This window comes from Sorangiineae bacterium MSr11954 (assembly GCA_037157815.1).
GTDB lineage: Bacteria > Myxococcota_A > Polyangia > Polyangiales > Polyangiaceae > Pendulispora > Pendulispora albinea.
Genome location: CP089984.1, coordinates 2,661,900 through 2,677,659 on the forward strand (window position 1 = coordinate 2,661,900; position 15,760 = coordinate 2,677,659).

Annotated in this window: 12 protein-coding genes; 5 read left to right on the top strand and 7 right to left on the bottom strand. The window is 65.4% G+C overall.

Annotated elements, in window-relative coordinates; translation table 11 throughout:
- Positions 1-229: 229 nt before the first annotated feature.
- Positions 230-1,336: a serine/threonine protein kinase gene (locus tag LZC94_10425; GenBank protein ID WXB17665.1), complete on the top strand. Its 1,107-nt coding sequence runs from the start codon at positions 230-232 to the stop codon at positions 1,334-1,336.
- 383 nt (positions 1,337-1,719) lie between these two features.
- On the opposite strand, the gene istB is transcribed toward LZC94_10425, so the two are convergent.
- Genes istB through LZC94_10445 form a run of 4 tightly spaced genes read right to left on the bottom strand, consistent with a single transcriptional unit; the run spans position 1,720 to position 5,051 of the window.
- Positions 1,720-2,538: an IS21-like element helper ATPase IstB gene (gene istB, locus LZC94_10430; GenBank protein ID WXB17666.1), complete on the bottom strand. Its 819-nt coding sequence runs from the start codon at positions 2,536-2,538 to the stop codon at positions 1,720-1,722.
- The gene (locus LZC94_10435; protein WXB17667.1) at positions 2,535-3,428 is read right to left on the bottom strand and encodes a hypothetical protein; all 894 of its coding nucleotides are present in this window, start codon (positions 3,426-3,428) and stop codon (positions 2,535-2,537) included. The genes istB and LZC94_10435 overlap by 4 nt, the downstream gene beginning before the upstream one ends.
- Positions 3,410-4,000 carry a helix-turn-helix domain-containing protein gene (locus LZC94_10440; GenBank protein WXB17668.1) on the bottom strand — a complete coding sequence of 197 codons (591 nt, stop codon included), beginning with the start codon at positions 3,998-4,000 and terminating at the stop codon, positions 3,410-3,412. The genes LZC94_10435 and LZC94_10440 overlap by 19 nt, the downstream gene beginning before the upstream one ends.
- A 43-nt stretch (positions 4,001-4,043) precedes the next feature.
- Positions 4,044-5,051 (bottom strand): IS630 family transposase, encoded by a 1,008-nt coding sequence (locus LZC94_10445; GenBank protein WXB17669.1) that lies wholly within the window; start codon positions 5,049-5,051, stop codon positions 4,044-4,046.
- 42 nt (positions 5,052-5,093) lie between these two features.
- Here LZC94_10445 and LZC94_10450 point away from each other — a divergent pair, with 42 nt between their 5' ends.
- Positions 5,094-5,306: a hypothetical protein gene (locus LZC94_10450; protein ID WXB17670.1), complete on the top strand. Its 213-nt coding sequence runs from the start codon at positions 5,094-5,096 to the stop codon at positions 5,304-5,306.
- 944 nt (positions 5,307-6,250) lie between these two features.
- Here LZC94_10450 and LZC94_10455 read toward each other — a convergent pair.
- The 3 genes from LZC94_10455 to LZC94_10465 form a co-directional block, all read right to left on the bottom strand.
- Positions 6,251-7,711, bottom strand: a complete 1,461-nt coding sequence (locus tag LZC94_10455) for a hypothetical protein (GenBank protein ID WXB20390.1) — start codon at positions 7,709-7,711, stop codon at positions 6,251-6,253.
- Positions 7,712-7,927: 216 nt separating this feature from the next.
- Positions 7,928-9,472, bottom strand: coding sequence for a hypothetical protein (locus LZC94_10460; protein ID WXB17671.1), 1,545 nt, complete (start codon positions 9,470-9,472; stop codon positions 7,928-7,930).
- Positions 9,473-9,503: 31 nt separating this feature from the next.
- Positions 9,504-10,505: a hypothetical protein gene (locus LZC94_10465; GenBank protein ID WXB17672.1), complete on the bottom strand. Its 1,002-nt coding sequence runs from the start codon at positions 10,503-10,505 to the stop codon at positions 9,504-9,506.
- Positions 10,506-10,601: 96 nt separating this feature from the next.
- Between LZC94_10465 and LZC94_10470 the strand changes: the two genes are divergently transcribed.
- From LZC94_10470 to LZC94_10480, 3 genes are all read left to right on the top strand, one after another.
- A complete protein-coding gene (locus LZC94_10470) occupies positions 10,602-10,742 on the top strand; it encodes a hypothetical protein (GenBank protein ID WXB17673.1) in 141 nt (46 codons plus the stop codon).
- 1,114 nt (positions 10,743-11,856) lie between these two features.
- Positions 11,857-13,689: a protein kinase gene (locus LZC94_10475; GenBank protein WXB17674.1), complete on the top strand. Its 1,833-nt coding sequence runs from the start codon at positions 11,857-11,859 to the stop codon at positions 13,687-13,689.
- Between the two features lie 374 nt (positions 13,690-14,063).
- On the top strand, positions 14,064-15,758 hold the full coding sequence (locus tag LZC94_10480; GenBank protein ID WXB17675.1) for a type VI secretion system baseplate subunit TssF: 1,695 nt from the start codon (positions 14,064-14,066) through the stop codon (positions 15,756-15,758).
- Positions 15,759-15,760 lie beyond the last annotated feature (2 nt).

Consider the following 15,760-nt stretch of genomic DNA (forward strand, 5'->3'; position numbering starts at 1 on the left):
GCGTTGAGGTTCGGCTCGATCGCCGAGATGAGCCATTCGAGCGAGGATGGCGAAACGGATCGTTCGCATGAGCGCCGCGATGAAGAGCCGGGCGGCCGGTCTCGGTCGTGGTGACATGGTGCTCGTCGTCGAGTCGATGTCTGCGCGCCATCGGTTCGGGGATGTCCTTGGAACCCGTTAATTTGTGCCGCTTCGTGCGTCGGCGATGCGTGCGTGGTCGTGTACCCTGATGGTGATGACGACGAACGACAGCGCGTCGGGCACGTCCGATCGCTTCCGGCTCGTGGGGACGACGATCGCCGAGAAGTTTCGCGTGGAGCGCCTCGTGGCCGAGGGAGGATTCGGCGTGGTCTACGCCGCGACGCAGTTGTCTCTCGACATGCCCGTCGCGCTCAAGGTGCTCAAGACTCCACCCGAGATCAACGACGCCGTCCGGGCAACCTGGATCGAGATGTTCGCGCGTGAGGCCAAGACGATCGCACGGCTGCGGCACCCTCACATCGCGCATGTATTGGACTTCGGCGTCGCCGTGATGCCCACGGCCGAGCGCGCCCCGTGGATGGCGCTGGAATGGCTTGCAGGAGAGACGCTCGCCGACGCGCTGCAGGCGCGTCGGGGGAAGATGCGCGGGATCGCGCTGAGCGAAGCCCTGGAGTTACTGCGGCCGGTGTTCGAAGCCGTGGCGTTCGCGCACGAGCGCGGGATCGCGCACCGGGACCTCAAGCCGGCAAACATTATGCTGCTCCCAAGCAAACGCGGTCCGCTTGCCCGCTTGATGGATTTCGGCATCGCGAAGGCCATGGCGGAAGGCGAGGTGGCTGCGTCGGGTGCGACGCGCACCCAGGGGTATTCGGCATTCTCGCCCGAGTATGCCGCGCCCGAGCAGATTTCACGAGCGCGCACGGGACCGTGGACCGATGTCCACGCGCTGGGCGTTGATTCTCACCGAGGTGCTGACCGATCAACGCGCCTACGCGAACACTGCGGATCGCACGATGCTTTTACGCCGAGGTGCTCGCGCCGGTGCGGGCCAACACCGGCGCGGCGCGGCATCAACGCAGGCCCCTGGGAAGCGGTGCTGACCCGCGCCCTGGCGCTTCGTCCTGCCGATCGCTATCCCGACGCGGGCGCGTTTCTCGTCGCGCTCGACGCGGCGGTTCTCACGCTGCGCGGGTCGGCCATGGGATTCACGCCTGCGGCGCCGTTCGCGCAACGTGTCTCGGGCCCCGGGCCTTCTGCGCAGCCGACGGCGCATGGTGACCCAAGTTTGCGCGCCGGACCGGTGCCTACGACCACAACGAGCGCGGTGGCGGTGGCCTCGGGACGGTCGAGTTGAACTTGAATCGTCCCCTCGAAGCATGGAGGCACTTCAAACAATTCTTGAAGGATCCGGGGACGAGCCACGGTTTCGTCGAACAAGTCACACCGCTTTACGAGCAAGCCATGGCTTGCACGGGTCACCTCGCGGTGCAAGCGCCCGCAGGGACCAAAATTTCGATTGATGATACCGACACGGGAGAGCAAACGCCGCTGAAGGACCCGATCGACGTTGGCGCTACGTTAACACCGCGATCAGTTGAAGCGAGCCTCTGATAAAGAATGGCGGAACCACGCGGCGATCTTGGTGATCGGTGTTGAAGCGCGAAGTGTCAACGGCCACCGAAAACTGACCCATCTCGGCCATCAAAAACTGACCCACCCCGCCGCGATGGGGGGCACTCACCGCGTGAGCGCCGGCACCTCCTGGGTCGCTTTGGGTTTGCTCTCGTCAGATCTTGAATCTGTCTTTTTGGTGGCCGCGGCCGGGACACGGTCTCCCGGACCGCGAGTGACGAGGACCTCCGCATGCTGGGCCAGACGGTCCAGGAGTGCGGCCGTCAGCTTGTCGTCGACGAAGACCCGGTTCCATTCACTAAAAGCCAGATTCGATGTGATCACCGTTGCGCACCGTTCGTGCCGGGTGGACAAGACGTCGAAGAGCAGCTCTCCGCCGGCTTTTTCAAACGGTACAAAGCCAAGTTCGTCCACCACCAAGAGTGAAACCCTTCGCAGTCGCTCTTGCAGGCGAGAAAGAGCGCGTGCATCCCGGGCCTCGGTCAGTGCCCGGACCAAGTCGGAGGCGCGGTAAAAGAGCACGTGGTGGCCGCGCTTGATGGCCTCGATGGCGAGCGCGATGGCCAAGTGCGTTTTTCCGGTGCCCACGGGGCCCAAGATCACGATGTTGCGCGCCGTCGGAATCCAGGCACCACGAGCCAAGTCTTCGACGCGGGCGCGTTCGAGACCGTGTGGCCTCCGCCAATCGAATTGCGACATCGTTTTGTGCACGGGCAGACGAGCCGCTCGCATGCGGCGCCCAATCGCGTGCTCGGCGCGGACTGCGAGCTCGGCGTCGAGCAACGCCCGCAAGTACTGCAACGGTGACCAGCCTTCGGCCAGCGATTGACGTCCCAGCGTTTCGCACTCTCGTGCGACGGTCGGCAGCTTGAGTACGCGCGTATGGGCGCGTACGGCGGCCAAGAGCACGTTGTCGGTGCTCATGCCGATGCCCTCTCGAGAAGCACGTCGTAGCGCGATAGGTCGGGCGTCTCGACCGCGTATTCCGATAATGCCAGCGGGACAGCGGCGAGGGTTTCGGTGCGCCTTGTGCGTTGCAGAAAGGGCACCAGCGTACCGCACGCAAGGGCGGTGATGATGGCTCGCTTGACCCGACCGACTCCCTCGCGGTCAGCGCGCTCCAACCACGGAGCCAGTCTTCGTGCAGCTTCGATCAGGTCGGGCGAATACCGATTGCAAAGCGTCTCCCAGAGCTCGGGCCATGGTGAGCCGAATTGTGCCACCAACTCGTGAGCGACCTGGCGCAGAGCTTGTGGCTTGCGCGATAGTGGCAGTAACAAATGCCGATAGTCGATACTTCGGCCACCGAAGGCCACGCGAGGATGGCAGATGGTCTCGTCGCCTTTGGCGAAGGTGACGGTGTCGATGCCTAGGAATAGGTCGACCATCTGACCGCACCACCGACTGGGCACCGAGTAGTGAGCGCCCGCGACGAGGTAGCTGGCGTGGTGGCGAAGCTGCACGGTGCGCACCTGGCGGCCGTCAAAAGGCGCTGGGAGAGGCCGCAGCGCGCTGCGCTCGCGGGCCCAGGCCTCGACGTACATCGGATTGCGCGAATGCTGAGCATCGAGGCGTGCTTGCAAAGCCGTGGTCATGGCGGCAAGTGATTCACCGCGCGGAATGGGCACCAAATGCTGGCGACGTACGTGTCCTCCGCGGCGCTCGACTCCTCCCTTGTCGTGGCCTTCGCCGGGGCGGCAAAAACGTGGCTCGAAGGCGTAGTGGGCGCAAAGCGCGGCAAATCGGGGCCGAAGCAGCCGTGGCGCCCCAACGAGGATCTTGGCCACGGCAGCGCTCAAGTTGTCATAGGCCACGGCGGCCACCACCCCGCGAAGTAGGTAAACGCCGCAACGTGAGCCGCTAAGAACCAAGTGGCGTCTTGTTGCGCGCAGAGCATGGCGAAGTCGCGCCCTGAGTGCATCAAGCGCATCACGAACATCCACGCCTTCTGGCGAATCCCCGAGGGCTCGACCCACACCTCGAAAAAATCCACCTGTGCGAGCTCGCCCGGCGTGTACACCAGGGGAACAGTCACCTCACGCTCACCGCTCCGGAATTCGGCCACCAATCGCCGCACGGTGCGCTCGCTCGCCGTGTGCCCGTTTTCACGCAATAGCTCCCACAGCCGCTTGGCCGTCAGCCGCTGTTTGCCCGCCGTAAAGGATCGGCGCGCTCGCCAGATAGCCGCGGCCGCCGTGGCCACCTCGTCGCGCACCGGGCTTGGTCGGACCTGTTTTTCTGGCCTTGGAACCGGAATCTTGTTGGCCCTCACGTATCGCCGAATCGTGTTTCGCGACAATCCGAGCTCCCGCGCCACTTCTCGAATCGGAACCCCTTCGCTCGCCACCTTGTGTCGAATCACTGCCACCACGTCCATCGGCACCATCCCCGGACGACGACTCCATCGCCCGCTCGCCTGTCCACCCCTTTCAGGGGTGGGTCAATTTTCCCTGGCCGAAACTGCTCCCCCCCGCGCTTCGCTCCGCCGGGTGGGTCAATTTCTGGTGGCCGTCGTGGGTCAATTTAACGTGGCCGCGTACACGAAGTCGACGGACGGTCCGAAGGAGTTCATCCTGAGCGTCGAGGGCGAGCGTTCGAAGACGTCGTTTCATGTCTGCCCAGAGGCGCTCAATTGGGTTTAGCTCCGGGCTGTAGGTCGGGAGGTAGACCGGAAAGCCGCCTGCATCGAGGATGGCTTCGCGAACGAGCAGCATCTTGTGGATGCTGAGGTTGTCCATGATGACGATGTCGCCTGGATACAGCCACGAACTGAGCCGGTGTTTGATGAAGCGAAGGAAGGTCGTCCCGTTCACCGCAGCTTTGCTCGTCATGATCTTCGGCTTCTCGCCGAGTCGGATCGCACCGATGAGGGAGAGCGTCTTCCACGAACGAAAGGGCCTGCTTCCGGTGACGCGGTGACCTCGCAACGAGCGTGCATACTCGCGACGCATGCCGGTTTTTACGAAAGATTCGTCGATAAAAACGAGGCTATTTAGGTCCGCGTTCTTCAAGAGCGCGCAGAACGCTTCTCGGAGTTCGCGGTGCTCGAGTGTGTTGCGTTCGGCGGCAAGAAACGACTTTTTTTTCGAGAGAACCCCAGGCGAGTGAGCGCCCGCTGCACAGCGGAGCGACTCGTTTGCGTGCGTGAGCGCTTTACGAGCTCCGACGCGAGTTCGGCGACCGTCGCGTCGGGCATCTCGGCCACGATGGCGGCAAGCATCCGCGCCATTTCGCCGTGAATCGGAGAGGTGTTGCCACCTCCGCGAGGCCTCGGCTCGAGCGAGCTCGTTTCGCGGTGCAGCCGCAGGATTCGGTTCACCGTCGCCCGACCGATCCCGAGCAGCCTCGCGGTTTCGTCGTAGGAACGCCCTTCGGCACGAGCACGAAGAACAGCCTCGCGCAGTTTCAACGGGGTGATCATATCCAGCAGAGATCATGCCTGTGGGATCGCGTCAACTGGTCTTAGTGTTAGCGCGGGGTTGCACAAAGTTCAGGGCAGCTACGACGGCAAAACCGCGAACGCGGGCGCGCAAGCCGAGCCGGGTAAAGTCACGGTCGTTCGTCTCGCGTTCGAGTCGCACGATGCGCCGGCTCCCGTCGCCGCGATCCCGCCGGAAAAGGCTTGGCTCTCGGGTATGACGGGACCGGAGACAGGCAAGCAGGGCATCTCCCGCGCGATTGCGCGCCTATGACCGCCCACTGAACCATGCGCCTGGCTTCGTAGCGCCTTCTCTCTGCGTCAACGTGCGGGAGGGCGAGTCGCGGCGCCCGCGGCGTTCTACCCTGAGACCGTCGATGAGGAAGAGGCGATTTCGGCGATCTCTTGGCCTGCGCGCACGGGCTTAATCGTCCCGTTCCACCTGCACGCGCAGATCGATTCCTCGGTCAGTACCGGAACTCCATGGATCGCCATGAGCGAGCTGGCATTCGACCAGGGCGAAGATGTTGCGGGGACGCAGGGCTGTGGTGTGCCGTTCGCCGCTACAACCTGGGGGTTCTTGGGCGAGTCACATTCTCCGAAAGAGAAGATGTTTGTCTGCGACACGAAATCTAGCGACGTTGCGACCGGTGCGTCGGACACGAAGCTGAGCTTCATGGGAGGGACAACAAGGGACGACTGCGCGGAGCCATGAGAGCACTGCAGCTTGGCGCCGTGTACCAGGATTTTCATCGAGTCACCGTGTGCGAAGTGCGGTCGGCCATCGTCCTCACGCGACGATGCAGAATCGATGCCTACGATTTAGATGCTCCCGAGCCACCGGCTTCGCGCGACGGACTACCTTGCTTGATCTGGCGTCGGCCGTGCGCTCGTAGGCGCGTCAAAGGAACGCCTGTCTCGGGCGTTTCAGGCCGTTCGACTCTTGCAGGCCGCCGCTCCGATCTGCGACGACGTTCACGGCCCCCTTCTACACCCGGCTCGGCCCGGGCGAGGATGATTTCCTTTAGATCATCGGTCTCTCCTTTGCTTCATGGCGTACAAATCGGGTGCTCGCCCCCGCGTTGTCGTGGTGCAACGCGAGCCGGAAGGTCGCGGGTGCTCCGCGCCCGATGAGGGGAGTCGGCGGTGAGGCGGTGCGACGAGAGGGTCGTTCATGAAGGGCTCGTGGAGTCCAAGTTCCGTGCCCGCGCGTGCCTGTTACGGAGCTGGAGCCAGAGGGACCACGGCCTTCGTGATGCCGTGCGGACCTGGGCGACCAGGCTGGCCTTCGTCGCTTTCAAGCACGACCCTCTCACCCTTATCGCCGGCGCCACCGCCATTGCTTGACGAGGACGGGAGCGACCATCCCTTGTCGGTGAGCGACTCCTTGTCGGTGACGTCCGCGCCGTCGATGCTAGGCGCGTCGCCCACGTAGGCGAGGTTGAACGAGGAGCCTCCTGCGCCGCCGTTGCCTCCAGCGCCGCTGCCTCCGTGGCCGCCTTGTGCCCCAGGGCAGCCGCCGAAGCCGCCGCTGTTCCCCTCTGTTCCCCCTTGCTGCGCCTTTTGGCCTTTGCCGCCCGGGCCTCCCTGACCGCCCTTGTCGGCGTGGAGGGTGGTGCTCTCGAGGGTGACCTTCATCCGATGGACGAGCAGCGCGATGCTGGACCCACCGGCTTGCCCGCCCACACCGCCTTTACCGCCGCAGCCTCCCGCGCCGCCCCCTCCGCCGTACGCGGTGCTTGCGGCCTTGCCGGCGCCGCCCCCGCCGCCTTGTCCAGTGACGCCGTTGCCTCCGGTCGCACCACTCGCGGATACGTAACCGTTTGGGCCTACTTGTCCGAGCGCGGTCCCCTCCGAGGCTTGCACCCCTCCTACGCCATAGGCGCCGGGGAACGCGATTCCGGAGCAACCTGTCATCGCCGTATTTCCACCTGCACCCGTGTTGCCGGAGCCCGCCGGCTTTTCGGGAATCTTCGGCAAGCCGCTTCCACCATCGGAGTTGCGATTGCCGCCGGGCCCGCCCACGCTACGGTCACTCGGCGCGGTCAGACCGGAGCACGGATTGGGCTGCTCACCGCCGGGCGCTCCCCCGTCGGCGCTGTTGCCATCGAGAGCCTTCGGCGGCACCCAGTCCGGGATGGTTACCGGCGTCGAATTCGCGTCGGCCCCTGTGCCTGCAGTGAGCTTGACGCGCCGAAACGTGACGCCACCGGACTGGGAGACCCAACCCGCGATGCTCGACTCGCCGGGCGAGGTGGCGTTCTTGGCGGTGAACTCGAGATCGGCGACCACGATGGCGCCGGCGACGTTGCGCACCTCGAGCGCAGGCCCGGATTCGCCGGGAGCAATCTTCGCCCTGGCCCCTGTGTACGTCCACGCCCCGGTGCACGCAAAGCCACCGTAGACGCTGATGGGACGATCGATCTTCACCCGCTCGGCGTACGAGCCGTCGCACACGTACACGCGCGACTTGCCCGCGCTGGCCGCCTTGGAGAGCGCCGTTTGAATCGACTGCACGGGATGTTCCTTCGTTCCGTCGGCCGAGTCCAAGCCCGTCGACGCGACGAAAACGGCGATCCCATTGTCGAGACACGCCGAGTCCTTCGCCGGATCGCACGTCACGCCGCCATCGAGAGGCGGATCGGCCTTGGTCGAGGAATCGCCGCAGTGGAGGAGCATAAGGAAGAGGAGAGGGGATGCTCCCCACCCGCCGCGCTTCGCGCGTCGGACTCCCCTCAAATCGGGTGCTCGCCCCCGCGTTGTCGTGGTGCAACGCGAGCCGGAAGGTCGCGGGTGCTCCGCGCCCGATGAGGGGAGTCGGCGGTGAGGCGGTGCGACGAGAGGGTCGTTCATGAAGGGCTCGTGGAGTCCAAGTTCCGTGCCCGCGCGTGCCTGTTACGGAGCTGGAGCCAGAGGGACCACGGCCTTCGTGATGCCGTGCGGACCTGGGCGACCAGGCTGGCCTTCGTCGCTTTCAAGCACGACCCTCTCACCCTTATCGCCGGCGCCACCGCCATTGCTTGACGAGGACGGGAGCGACCATCCCTTGTCGGTGAGCGACTCCTTGTCGGTGACGTCTGCGCCGTCGATGCTAGGCGCGTCGCCCACGTAGGCGAGGTTGAACGAGGAGCCTCCTGCGCCGCCGTTGCCTCCAGCGCCGCTGCCTCCGTGACCGCCTTGTGCCCCAGGGCAGCCGCCGAAGCCGCCGCTGTTCCCCTCTGTTCCCCCTTGCTGCGCCTTTTGGCCTTTGCCGCCCGGGCCTCCCTGACCGCCCTTGTCGGCGTGGAGGGTGGTGCTCTCGAGGGTGACCTTCATCCGATGGACGAGCAGCGCGATGCTGGACCCACCGGCTTGCCCGCCCACACCGCCTTTACCGCCGCAGCCTCCCGCGCCGCCCCCTCCGCCGTACGCGGTGCCGCCATTCTTGCCGGCGCCGCCCCCGCCGCCCTGTCCAGTGACGCCGTTGCCTCCGGTCGCACCACTCGCGGGAACGAAGCCGTTTGGACCTACTTGTCCGGGCGCGGATCCTTCCGCGGCTTGCTGGCCTCCAGCGCCATAGGCGCCAGGTCGTGGCGCGCCATCGCAGAAGCTCTTTGTCGTGTCACCGCCTGCACCCGTGTAGCCCGCCGGCTTTTCGGGAATCTTCGGCAAGCCGCTTCCACCATCGGAGTTGCGATTGCCGCCGGGCCCGCCCACGCTACGGTCACTCGGCGCGGTCAGACCGGAGCACGGATTGGGCTGCTCACCGCCGGGCGCTCCCCCGTCGGCGCTGTTGCCATCGAGAGCCTTCGGCGGCACCCAGTCCGGGATGGTTACCGGCGTCGAATTCGCGTCGGCCCCTGTGCCTGCAGTGAGCTTGACGCGCCGAAACGTGACGCCACCGGACTGGGAGACCCAACCCGCGATGCTCGACTCACCGGGGGCAGCGGCGTTCTTGGCGGTGAACTCGAGATCGGCGACCACGATGGCGCCGGCGACGTTGCGCACCTCGAGCGCAGGCCCGGATTCGCCGGGAGCAATCTTCGCCCTGGCCCCTGTGTACGTCCACGCCCCGGTGCACGCAAAGCCACCGTAGACGCTGATGGGACGATCGATCTTCACCCGCTCGGCGTACGAGCCGTCGCACACGTACACGCGCGACTTGCCCGCGCTGGCCGCCTTGGAGAGCGCCGTTTGAATCGACTGCACGGGATGTTCCTTCGTTCCGTCGGCCGAGTCCAAGCCCGTCGACGCGACGAAAACGGCGATCCCATTGTCGAGACACGCCGAGTCCTTCGCCGGATCGCACGTCACGCTCGTATCCTTCCCCGCGTCCCGCGGCGGATAGCACCCATCGCCCCCGAAGGTGCAGCTATCCGCATTGTCGCACCCTGCCGCCAATCCCGCACCGGCAGCGATACCCGTAACCGTGACCAAGGATGCGACCAACCAAGTTTTCATGCGATCTCCAAGCGAAACAAGTGCACTCCCATCAGAACCTACCCTCGACTCCAAGACCCCTTGCGGTGGGCGAGACGATCGGAATGAGCCGAGCGCCCGTTTCCTTTTTCGCCTTCGGCCAAGCGAAGAACAGCACACCGGCTGTAATCAGCGACGCCGCCCCGACCGCACCGGAAACCCTCGAAAGGGTCAGCTTGGACGTGTGGTCGTCCTCGAGCTCGCGGAGTCTCGCGCATCCGGATGCATCGCCACCGTCGCATCGCCCGCCCTGAGCATGGAATGCGTCCGCGTCGCTGGATGCGCTATTGGCTTGCGTCTGAAAAACACCCAGCCCGATCAAACCCGCCGCGCCGATCACCGCGGTGCCGATGGTCAACCCCACGCACGCGCCGGACTTCGGACACGCGAGACCCGAGCCGGTGTCCCTGTCGGCCGGCCTAGGAGCCGGTTCGGGATCCGGAGTCGGAAAAGCGACGGGCGGCAGCGGAGCAAGGGCCGTCGTTGTCGTCTCGAATTTCAGGCGGGCGTTCGCGAGCTTCCCAGCATCGGTCTGCACGGTGACCTTGGCAATCTTCCCATCACGCCGCCCCTCGACCGAGCGAGTCCCCGGTTCGACATCGAGCGGATTGTCGAGCGGCGTTTTCTTCCCGGTGTCGCGGCCATCCAACCAGATCGCCGTTCCCTCGGGTGCGTCGACGTCGATCCGCCCGACCTTTTTCTCGAGCGCCTCGATGTGAGCCAGCGTGGTTTGTCGTTTCTCGGGGCTCGCGAGAGGAGACCGCAGGTAATGTCGGAAGTGCGCGAGCGCATCGACATCGTGGCCTGAAAGCCTCTCGGCATTCGCCAAATTCCACTCGTACTTGGGATGCGGATCACGCTGATGCGCCTCGAGCAGCAACTGGCGCGCGCGCTCGTTCTCGCCATTCTTGAGCGCTCGAAACGCCTCCTCGTTGAGGGCATCGGCAGCCTTGCTCTGAGCATGTGCAGGACTTGTCAGCATGGCGCTGCAGCCGAGGGCCAACGCCAGGAGCACACTACGAAGGATGGGTACGCGGGATCGGGACATGGTGGGACGCAAGGAAATCCTCGAGCTCAATGTTCAAACTCGAACGGCAAAGAGGGCTGCGGGGTGGATGCAGATGGCGTAGGCGGTCGCTTGCTCGACGGTGTGGACGCGCTCTTCATGCTCGTGGGTGCCGACGGCAATCCGGGATTGCGCGCGGCGGACGCCGTTCCGCGAGGATTCGTCGACGGCACATCGGGCGGATGACCCTTCGGAATTGGAACCATCGGCGGCTCTTTCGACGCAGTCGGGACCTCCTCGCGCTCCACGGTTGGTGGTTGCACGGCCTTCGCGGCGGGCTCGCGCGGCACTGTCGATGATGCGACCGGCGCACTCGGCCGAGCCGGCGCCGCGCTTGTCGCCACGGGCACACTCGGAGCGGCAGAAATCGCGGATCCACTGTTGCGACCGAGCACCAACCACAACACGACCCCGAGGAGCCCGACCACCGCGATTCCCATGACCGTATTGGTGACGAGCAATTTCTTGCGCGAGCGTTCGAGCGCAACGACCCGCATCGAGGGATCCGTGCGGCGAGGGATCACGCTGGTCGTCGGAGTCGCGGCGCCAGTCGCCTCGCTCACCCGCGGCGCAGGTGGCGGTAACGACTCCACCAACGCAGGCGACGGAAGACCCGGAGATTCGGAAGCAACGCTGCGCACATCGTCGCGTGCGGGTGCCGGACCCACCCCGTCCGCCGACGGAAACGAACTAAATTTCCGTTCCTTCTTCCGCGCATAGTCATCGGCTAGCTCTTCGAGCCAAGCCCGCCGATCCTCGGGCACCCTTGGCAGCGCCGTCTGATCAGGCAGCGCGACCTCCCCCAACCCCGGCTCCGTATCCCCCCCACAAACCGCCGCGCCCCACCATTGGCCCGCAAAGGCGCATCCGGCACCGTCGTCCTACCCATCGAGTCAACACCAGGACGTTGTCCTGTCGGCATCGAACTCGGTTCTGAATCCTTGTCGTGTTTCATGGGGCGCTACAGGGGGCGCGCGAATCGTTGCTCAACGGAGGAAGAAACGCCAGACCATCGAGCTTCGCGCATGTCGAGACATCGGGGGAGAGGGCACGGAGATCTCTTGCAAAGAATGGTGCAAGCTCACCGGGAGGATGGTGTTCGCCCGACAGCAATAATGGCTCAACAAGAGTCCCCGGTGCAGCGTTTCGCGATTTTCTTATAGGGTAACGCGCGTGCGTTCCGATGGAACGCGGTTCGCTCCTCGAGCTCGCAATGCCATCCACTGGAGAATACGAGTTCATACCCGGCGCTACGATCACACGTCGGTATCGGGTCACCAAGGCCCTCGGACGAGGTGGGATGGGCGAGGTCTACGCGGTGAGGGACCTCCATCTCGATAAGGATTTCGCCCTCAAAACCATCACGCTCAAAGATGAGCGAGGCTTGCCGCGCCCGTGGCAAGTCTTGGCGCCGCGCTTCGAGTTGGAGGCGAGGCTCGGGGCCCGACTGCGCGATCCGAAGAGCCTGCACGATGGGCGGGATCGCATTCTCACCGTGTTGAACTACGACTTCATGGCGGATGGCCGGCCGTTCGCGGTGATGGATCTGCTCGAGGGTTGGTCGCTCGGGGAGTACCTCAAAATTCACGAACGCCTGCCGTTCGTGACGGCGTGCCGCATCGGGCGGGACGTGTGCCTGGCGATAGCTTTTTTGCACGAGCAGGGTGTGCTCCACCGCGACGTGAAGGCCCTGAATGTCTTTCTGGAACCGGGCGCGGAGATGCGGGCACGCCTCATGGATCTGGGCGTGGCCACGTTTTACCCAGCCCCCGATGGGCAGAAGTTGACGTCGCAAGGGGGGCTCGTCGGCACGCACGGCTACATCCCGCGCGAGACGTACTTCGGCGAGCCCGATGAGCCGTCGAGGGACTTGTTCGCCCTCGGCGTTCTGATCTTCGAGATGGTGACGGGGCAACGTCCCTGGGCCAAGCACGGGCCGAATGCTCTGCGGGAGATCATCCTCAAGGACAACCCTCCGGACGCTCCGCGGCTCACGGAGTTCATCCCGAACTACGGCGACGCCGAGCACTATTTCGCGCGCCAGGTGGAACGTCTGCTCTCGCACGATCCGCGCAAACGCACGGACGCGGCCACCATGGCGGTGGCGTGCGAGCGCGCCGAGCGTGCGGTGGCAAGTCGTCAGGCGCCCATTGTGATCGAGGCGACGGTCGAGGACGAATCCCTGGCGCTGACCAGCACGATGCAGAAACGCGCCGCCGCGGTCGCGGCCAAAGCGAACCAGGATCGGCTTCCCTCGATCATCGTGCCGGGCTCCGATCCCGTGATCGAAGCGAGGCACCAGCTCGCGAGCATGTCGACCGCACGTGAGTCGGTCGAGGGGCCGCCCGCCTCGGTTCCGCGCGAGGTTCGGAACGCCATGGGGCTGGTCAGCGCGGTGGCGCCCACGGAGCCATCGCCGGTGGCGGCCGCCTCCTTGCCGACGGCTGTGGACGCGAACAGATCGCGACCCGTGGCCGGCGGGCAAACCCCGATGCCCATGTCGCGCACCGTGGATCCAACGCCGGACCTTGCGCGTGAGCACCGAGTTCGGGAGGCGCCGGTGTGCGACGAGGAGATGGCCCGCAGGCTCCTGGGGCAGGGCCTCGAGGGGCCCGCGCACGAGGAAGGCGCCGTTCCAGAACCGCAACGGGGTCGGTCGTGGGGATGGAGGATCGCAGGCGGTGTTGCAGCCGCCGTCACGAGCTTCGTCGTCGTTGGCTTGGTGACGGGCACGCTCGGGCACTTGTTTGCAACGCGCTCCGCATCGCCGCCGATGGTCGCGGCGCCCGCACCCGCCGCACCCGTTCCCGTACGCGCGGAGGCTTCCGCCGCCGCGCCATCCCCGACCTTGGAAGCAGCCGAATGGCCTGCGGCCGTCGCAGACGCTGCCGTCGGTCAGCCGGCGCTTGCCGTCGCGTCGGCGGCAGCCGTCGCCTCCGCGCCCACCGTCGCACCGGCGCTTGCGACGACCGAGAAGGAGCCGAGCCCCAAAAAGGCCGCCGAACCGCCGAAGATCGTCGAGATCCCGAAAACCTCGGTTGCCACGCGCCCCAGTGCAAGCTCCAAGGCCGCTCGCGCGAAAAAGGTCCCCACGCGCGTCGAAGACCTCGAGAGCGGTCTCGATGGTCCCTGACGGATCGTAGACGGTCGGCAGTCCGTTCCGAGGGCGCGTTCGACGCGTGCGCCCTGCGCGTTCTCGGGATCGATTTGTCGTGCAGACATCCAGCGCGCGATGCGGGCACTGTTCAAAAACTGCACAGCGAGGATGGATGAGTTGTTCGATTCGGGAACACGATTGTTTGGAAAATGCGCAACCGCGAGGGCAATGATTGGATGTTCCTTTGACCGCATTTCTGGAACACCACGGCCTCCGCGGTTCCCAGTGTGGGTACACCGCTTGCTTTGCATTCCGCGTGTCGCAGCGCGTATTCTCCCGCGCCCCGTGCCAGGTACTCCGAACACGAATCGCTTTTTGCACAGGCGATTCGAAGAGATCACACGTCGCACATGTTTCGATATCTCGTTGAAAGCGCGCTAAACGAAGTATGGGACGGATTCCAAGAGCTCGCGGAGCAGTATCCTCGGCTCGCTCCACTCCTCGCGCGGGACGTGAACGACGATGTGACCGAATTGGCCCAGTCGACGGCGTTCGTCCTCGCCTCCATCGACGAGCGTTTGCACGACGACGGGCAAACCCTTCTTCGACCCTTGGTCGCACGGGCGCTGCCCGAATGCCTTCGCCCGCGCCCATCTTCGACCATCTTGGAGCTGCCACCCTCCGCCACGCACTCGGACAACGCGCAGGGCGCGACATTCGAGGCGGGTGGCGCTCCCATCCCGCTCCCCTTCGTGGTGGTATGGCCCGTCCACCCGGGGCCGTACGCGATCCAAAACGTTCGGGTGGATCGTCCGAATGCGCTGCTGCAGACGCTTCACGTCGTGCTGGTGGGCCGCGACGGTGTGAGCCTTGGCAATGTATTACCGGAGCGCATTCGGTTCTTCGTGCACGTCGGATCCGGAGGCGCCGCCCGCGCCATCGAGCTTCTGCATGCGCTCCGCACGGCGCGCGATCCGATCGCGTTTGCCACGTTCGATTCGGCAGGGCGGCCCGTGGCGCGCGGGAACCTGCCGCCCGACGCCTTCGCGTGGGTGCGGGTGGACACGGACGAGCCGTCGCTGGTATCGGCGCCGGTCGATCGGTTCCGAGCGAGCTCGCTCCTGCGCGATCTGTTCGAGTTTCCCGAGAGCTACGGCTTTTGCGAGATCCTCGTTGGCCCGTGCCGCTCCGAAAAGGTCGCTCGCCTCGAGCTGATCCTTCCACTGGGCCGGGTCGTGGAGCACGCGTCATCCATGAACCCTCGGTCCCTGCGCCTCTTCTGCGCGCCGGCCACGAATCAATACGAGATTCCCATCGAGCCCCTTCGTGCCGAGGCCGGCCCCGAGTGGCCGCTCGTGGCCGAGGAGCGCGCACATGCCGAGATCCTGCATGTTCAATCGATCCACGCGGAGGGGAGGGACGGGCCGGTTCCCATCGTCTCGTTGGAAGCGCCTGACCGTCCGCATCCCATCGAACCCGGTTTGCTCTACTACCGGCTCGAGCAGGCCATTGCGCGCGACGAATCGCGGACCATCGTGCGACTCTCGCTCGCCAACCGCGACCGCTTTCGCGCACCGGCCCCAGGGACACTCGAGGGAACGGTCCTCGCCAGCGACGGCACGCGGACTCAAAACCTCGGTGTCGGTGACGTTGGTGGTCGAAACATCACGCGCGTGTCGCCCTCCCGTCGTGCGATGTTGGGGCTCGCGATGCGCATGAATGCATTTGCGCGCATGTCGCCCCGACGATTCGCCGAGCCGGCCCATCTCAACGCTTTTCTCCGATTGCACGCGGCCCAAGGGCTTTACGACGGCATGCTTCGAATGCCCTCGTGCGTCCACATGACCCACCGCACCGAACGCCGCTCGCTTTCAGGCGCGAACTGGCAAACGGGTGACGACTTCACGCTTCGAATCGAATCGGCGTCCTGCAGCGACGCGGAAGCATGGCTTCAGTGCAAGCTTCTCGCCCGCGCGATCGCGGAGCGCAATGAAAAGCTGCGCTATTCGCGGCTTACGGTCCTTCGGGAGAAGGATCGCGGCCTCGAGGCGTTCGCGCGCTACGACCCGCGCGATGGCGAGCGCCATTCCTTTCCTTTGGGTTGAAC

Excerpts from the sequence above, each read along its gene's own strand:
- LZC94_10475 (WXB17674.1), top strand. The coding sequence starts at position 11,857 with ATGGGCGAGGTCTACGCGGTGAGGGACCTCCATCTCGATAAGGATTTC.
- LZC94_10460 (WXB17671.1), bottom strand. The coding sequence starts at position 9,472 with ATGAAAACTTGGTTGGTCGCATCCTTGGTCACGGTTACGGGTATCGCT.
- istB (WXB17666.1), bottom strand. The coding sequence starts at position 2,538 with ATGAGCACCGACAACGTGCTCTTGGCCGCCGTACGCGCCCATACGCGC.
- LZC94_10480 (WXB17675.1), top strand. The coding sequence starts at position 14,064 with ATGTTTCGATATCTCGTTGAAAGCGCGCTAAACGAAGTATGGGACGGA.
- LZC94_10445 (WXB17669.1), bottom strand. The coding sequence starts at position 5,051 with ATGATCTCTGCTGGATATGATCACCCCGTTGAAACTGCGCGAGGCTGT.
- LZC94_10440 (WXB17668.1), bottom strand. The coding sequence starts at position 4,000 with ATGGTGCCGATGGACGTGGTGGCAGTGATTCGACACAAGGTGGCGAGC.
- LZC94_10455 (WXB20390.1), bottom strand. The coding sequence starts at position 7,711 with ATGCTCCTCCACTGCGGCGATTCCTCGACCAAGGCCGATCCGCCTCTC.
- LZC94_10425 (WXB17665.1), top strand. The coding sequence starts at position 230 with ATGGTGATGACGACGAACGACAGCGCGTCGGGCACGTCCGATCGCTTC.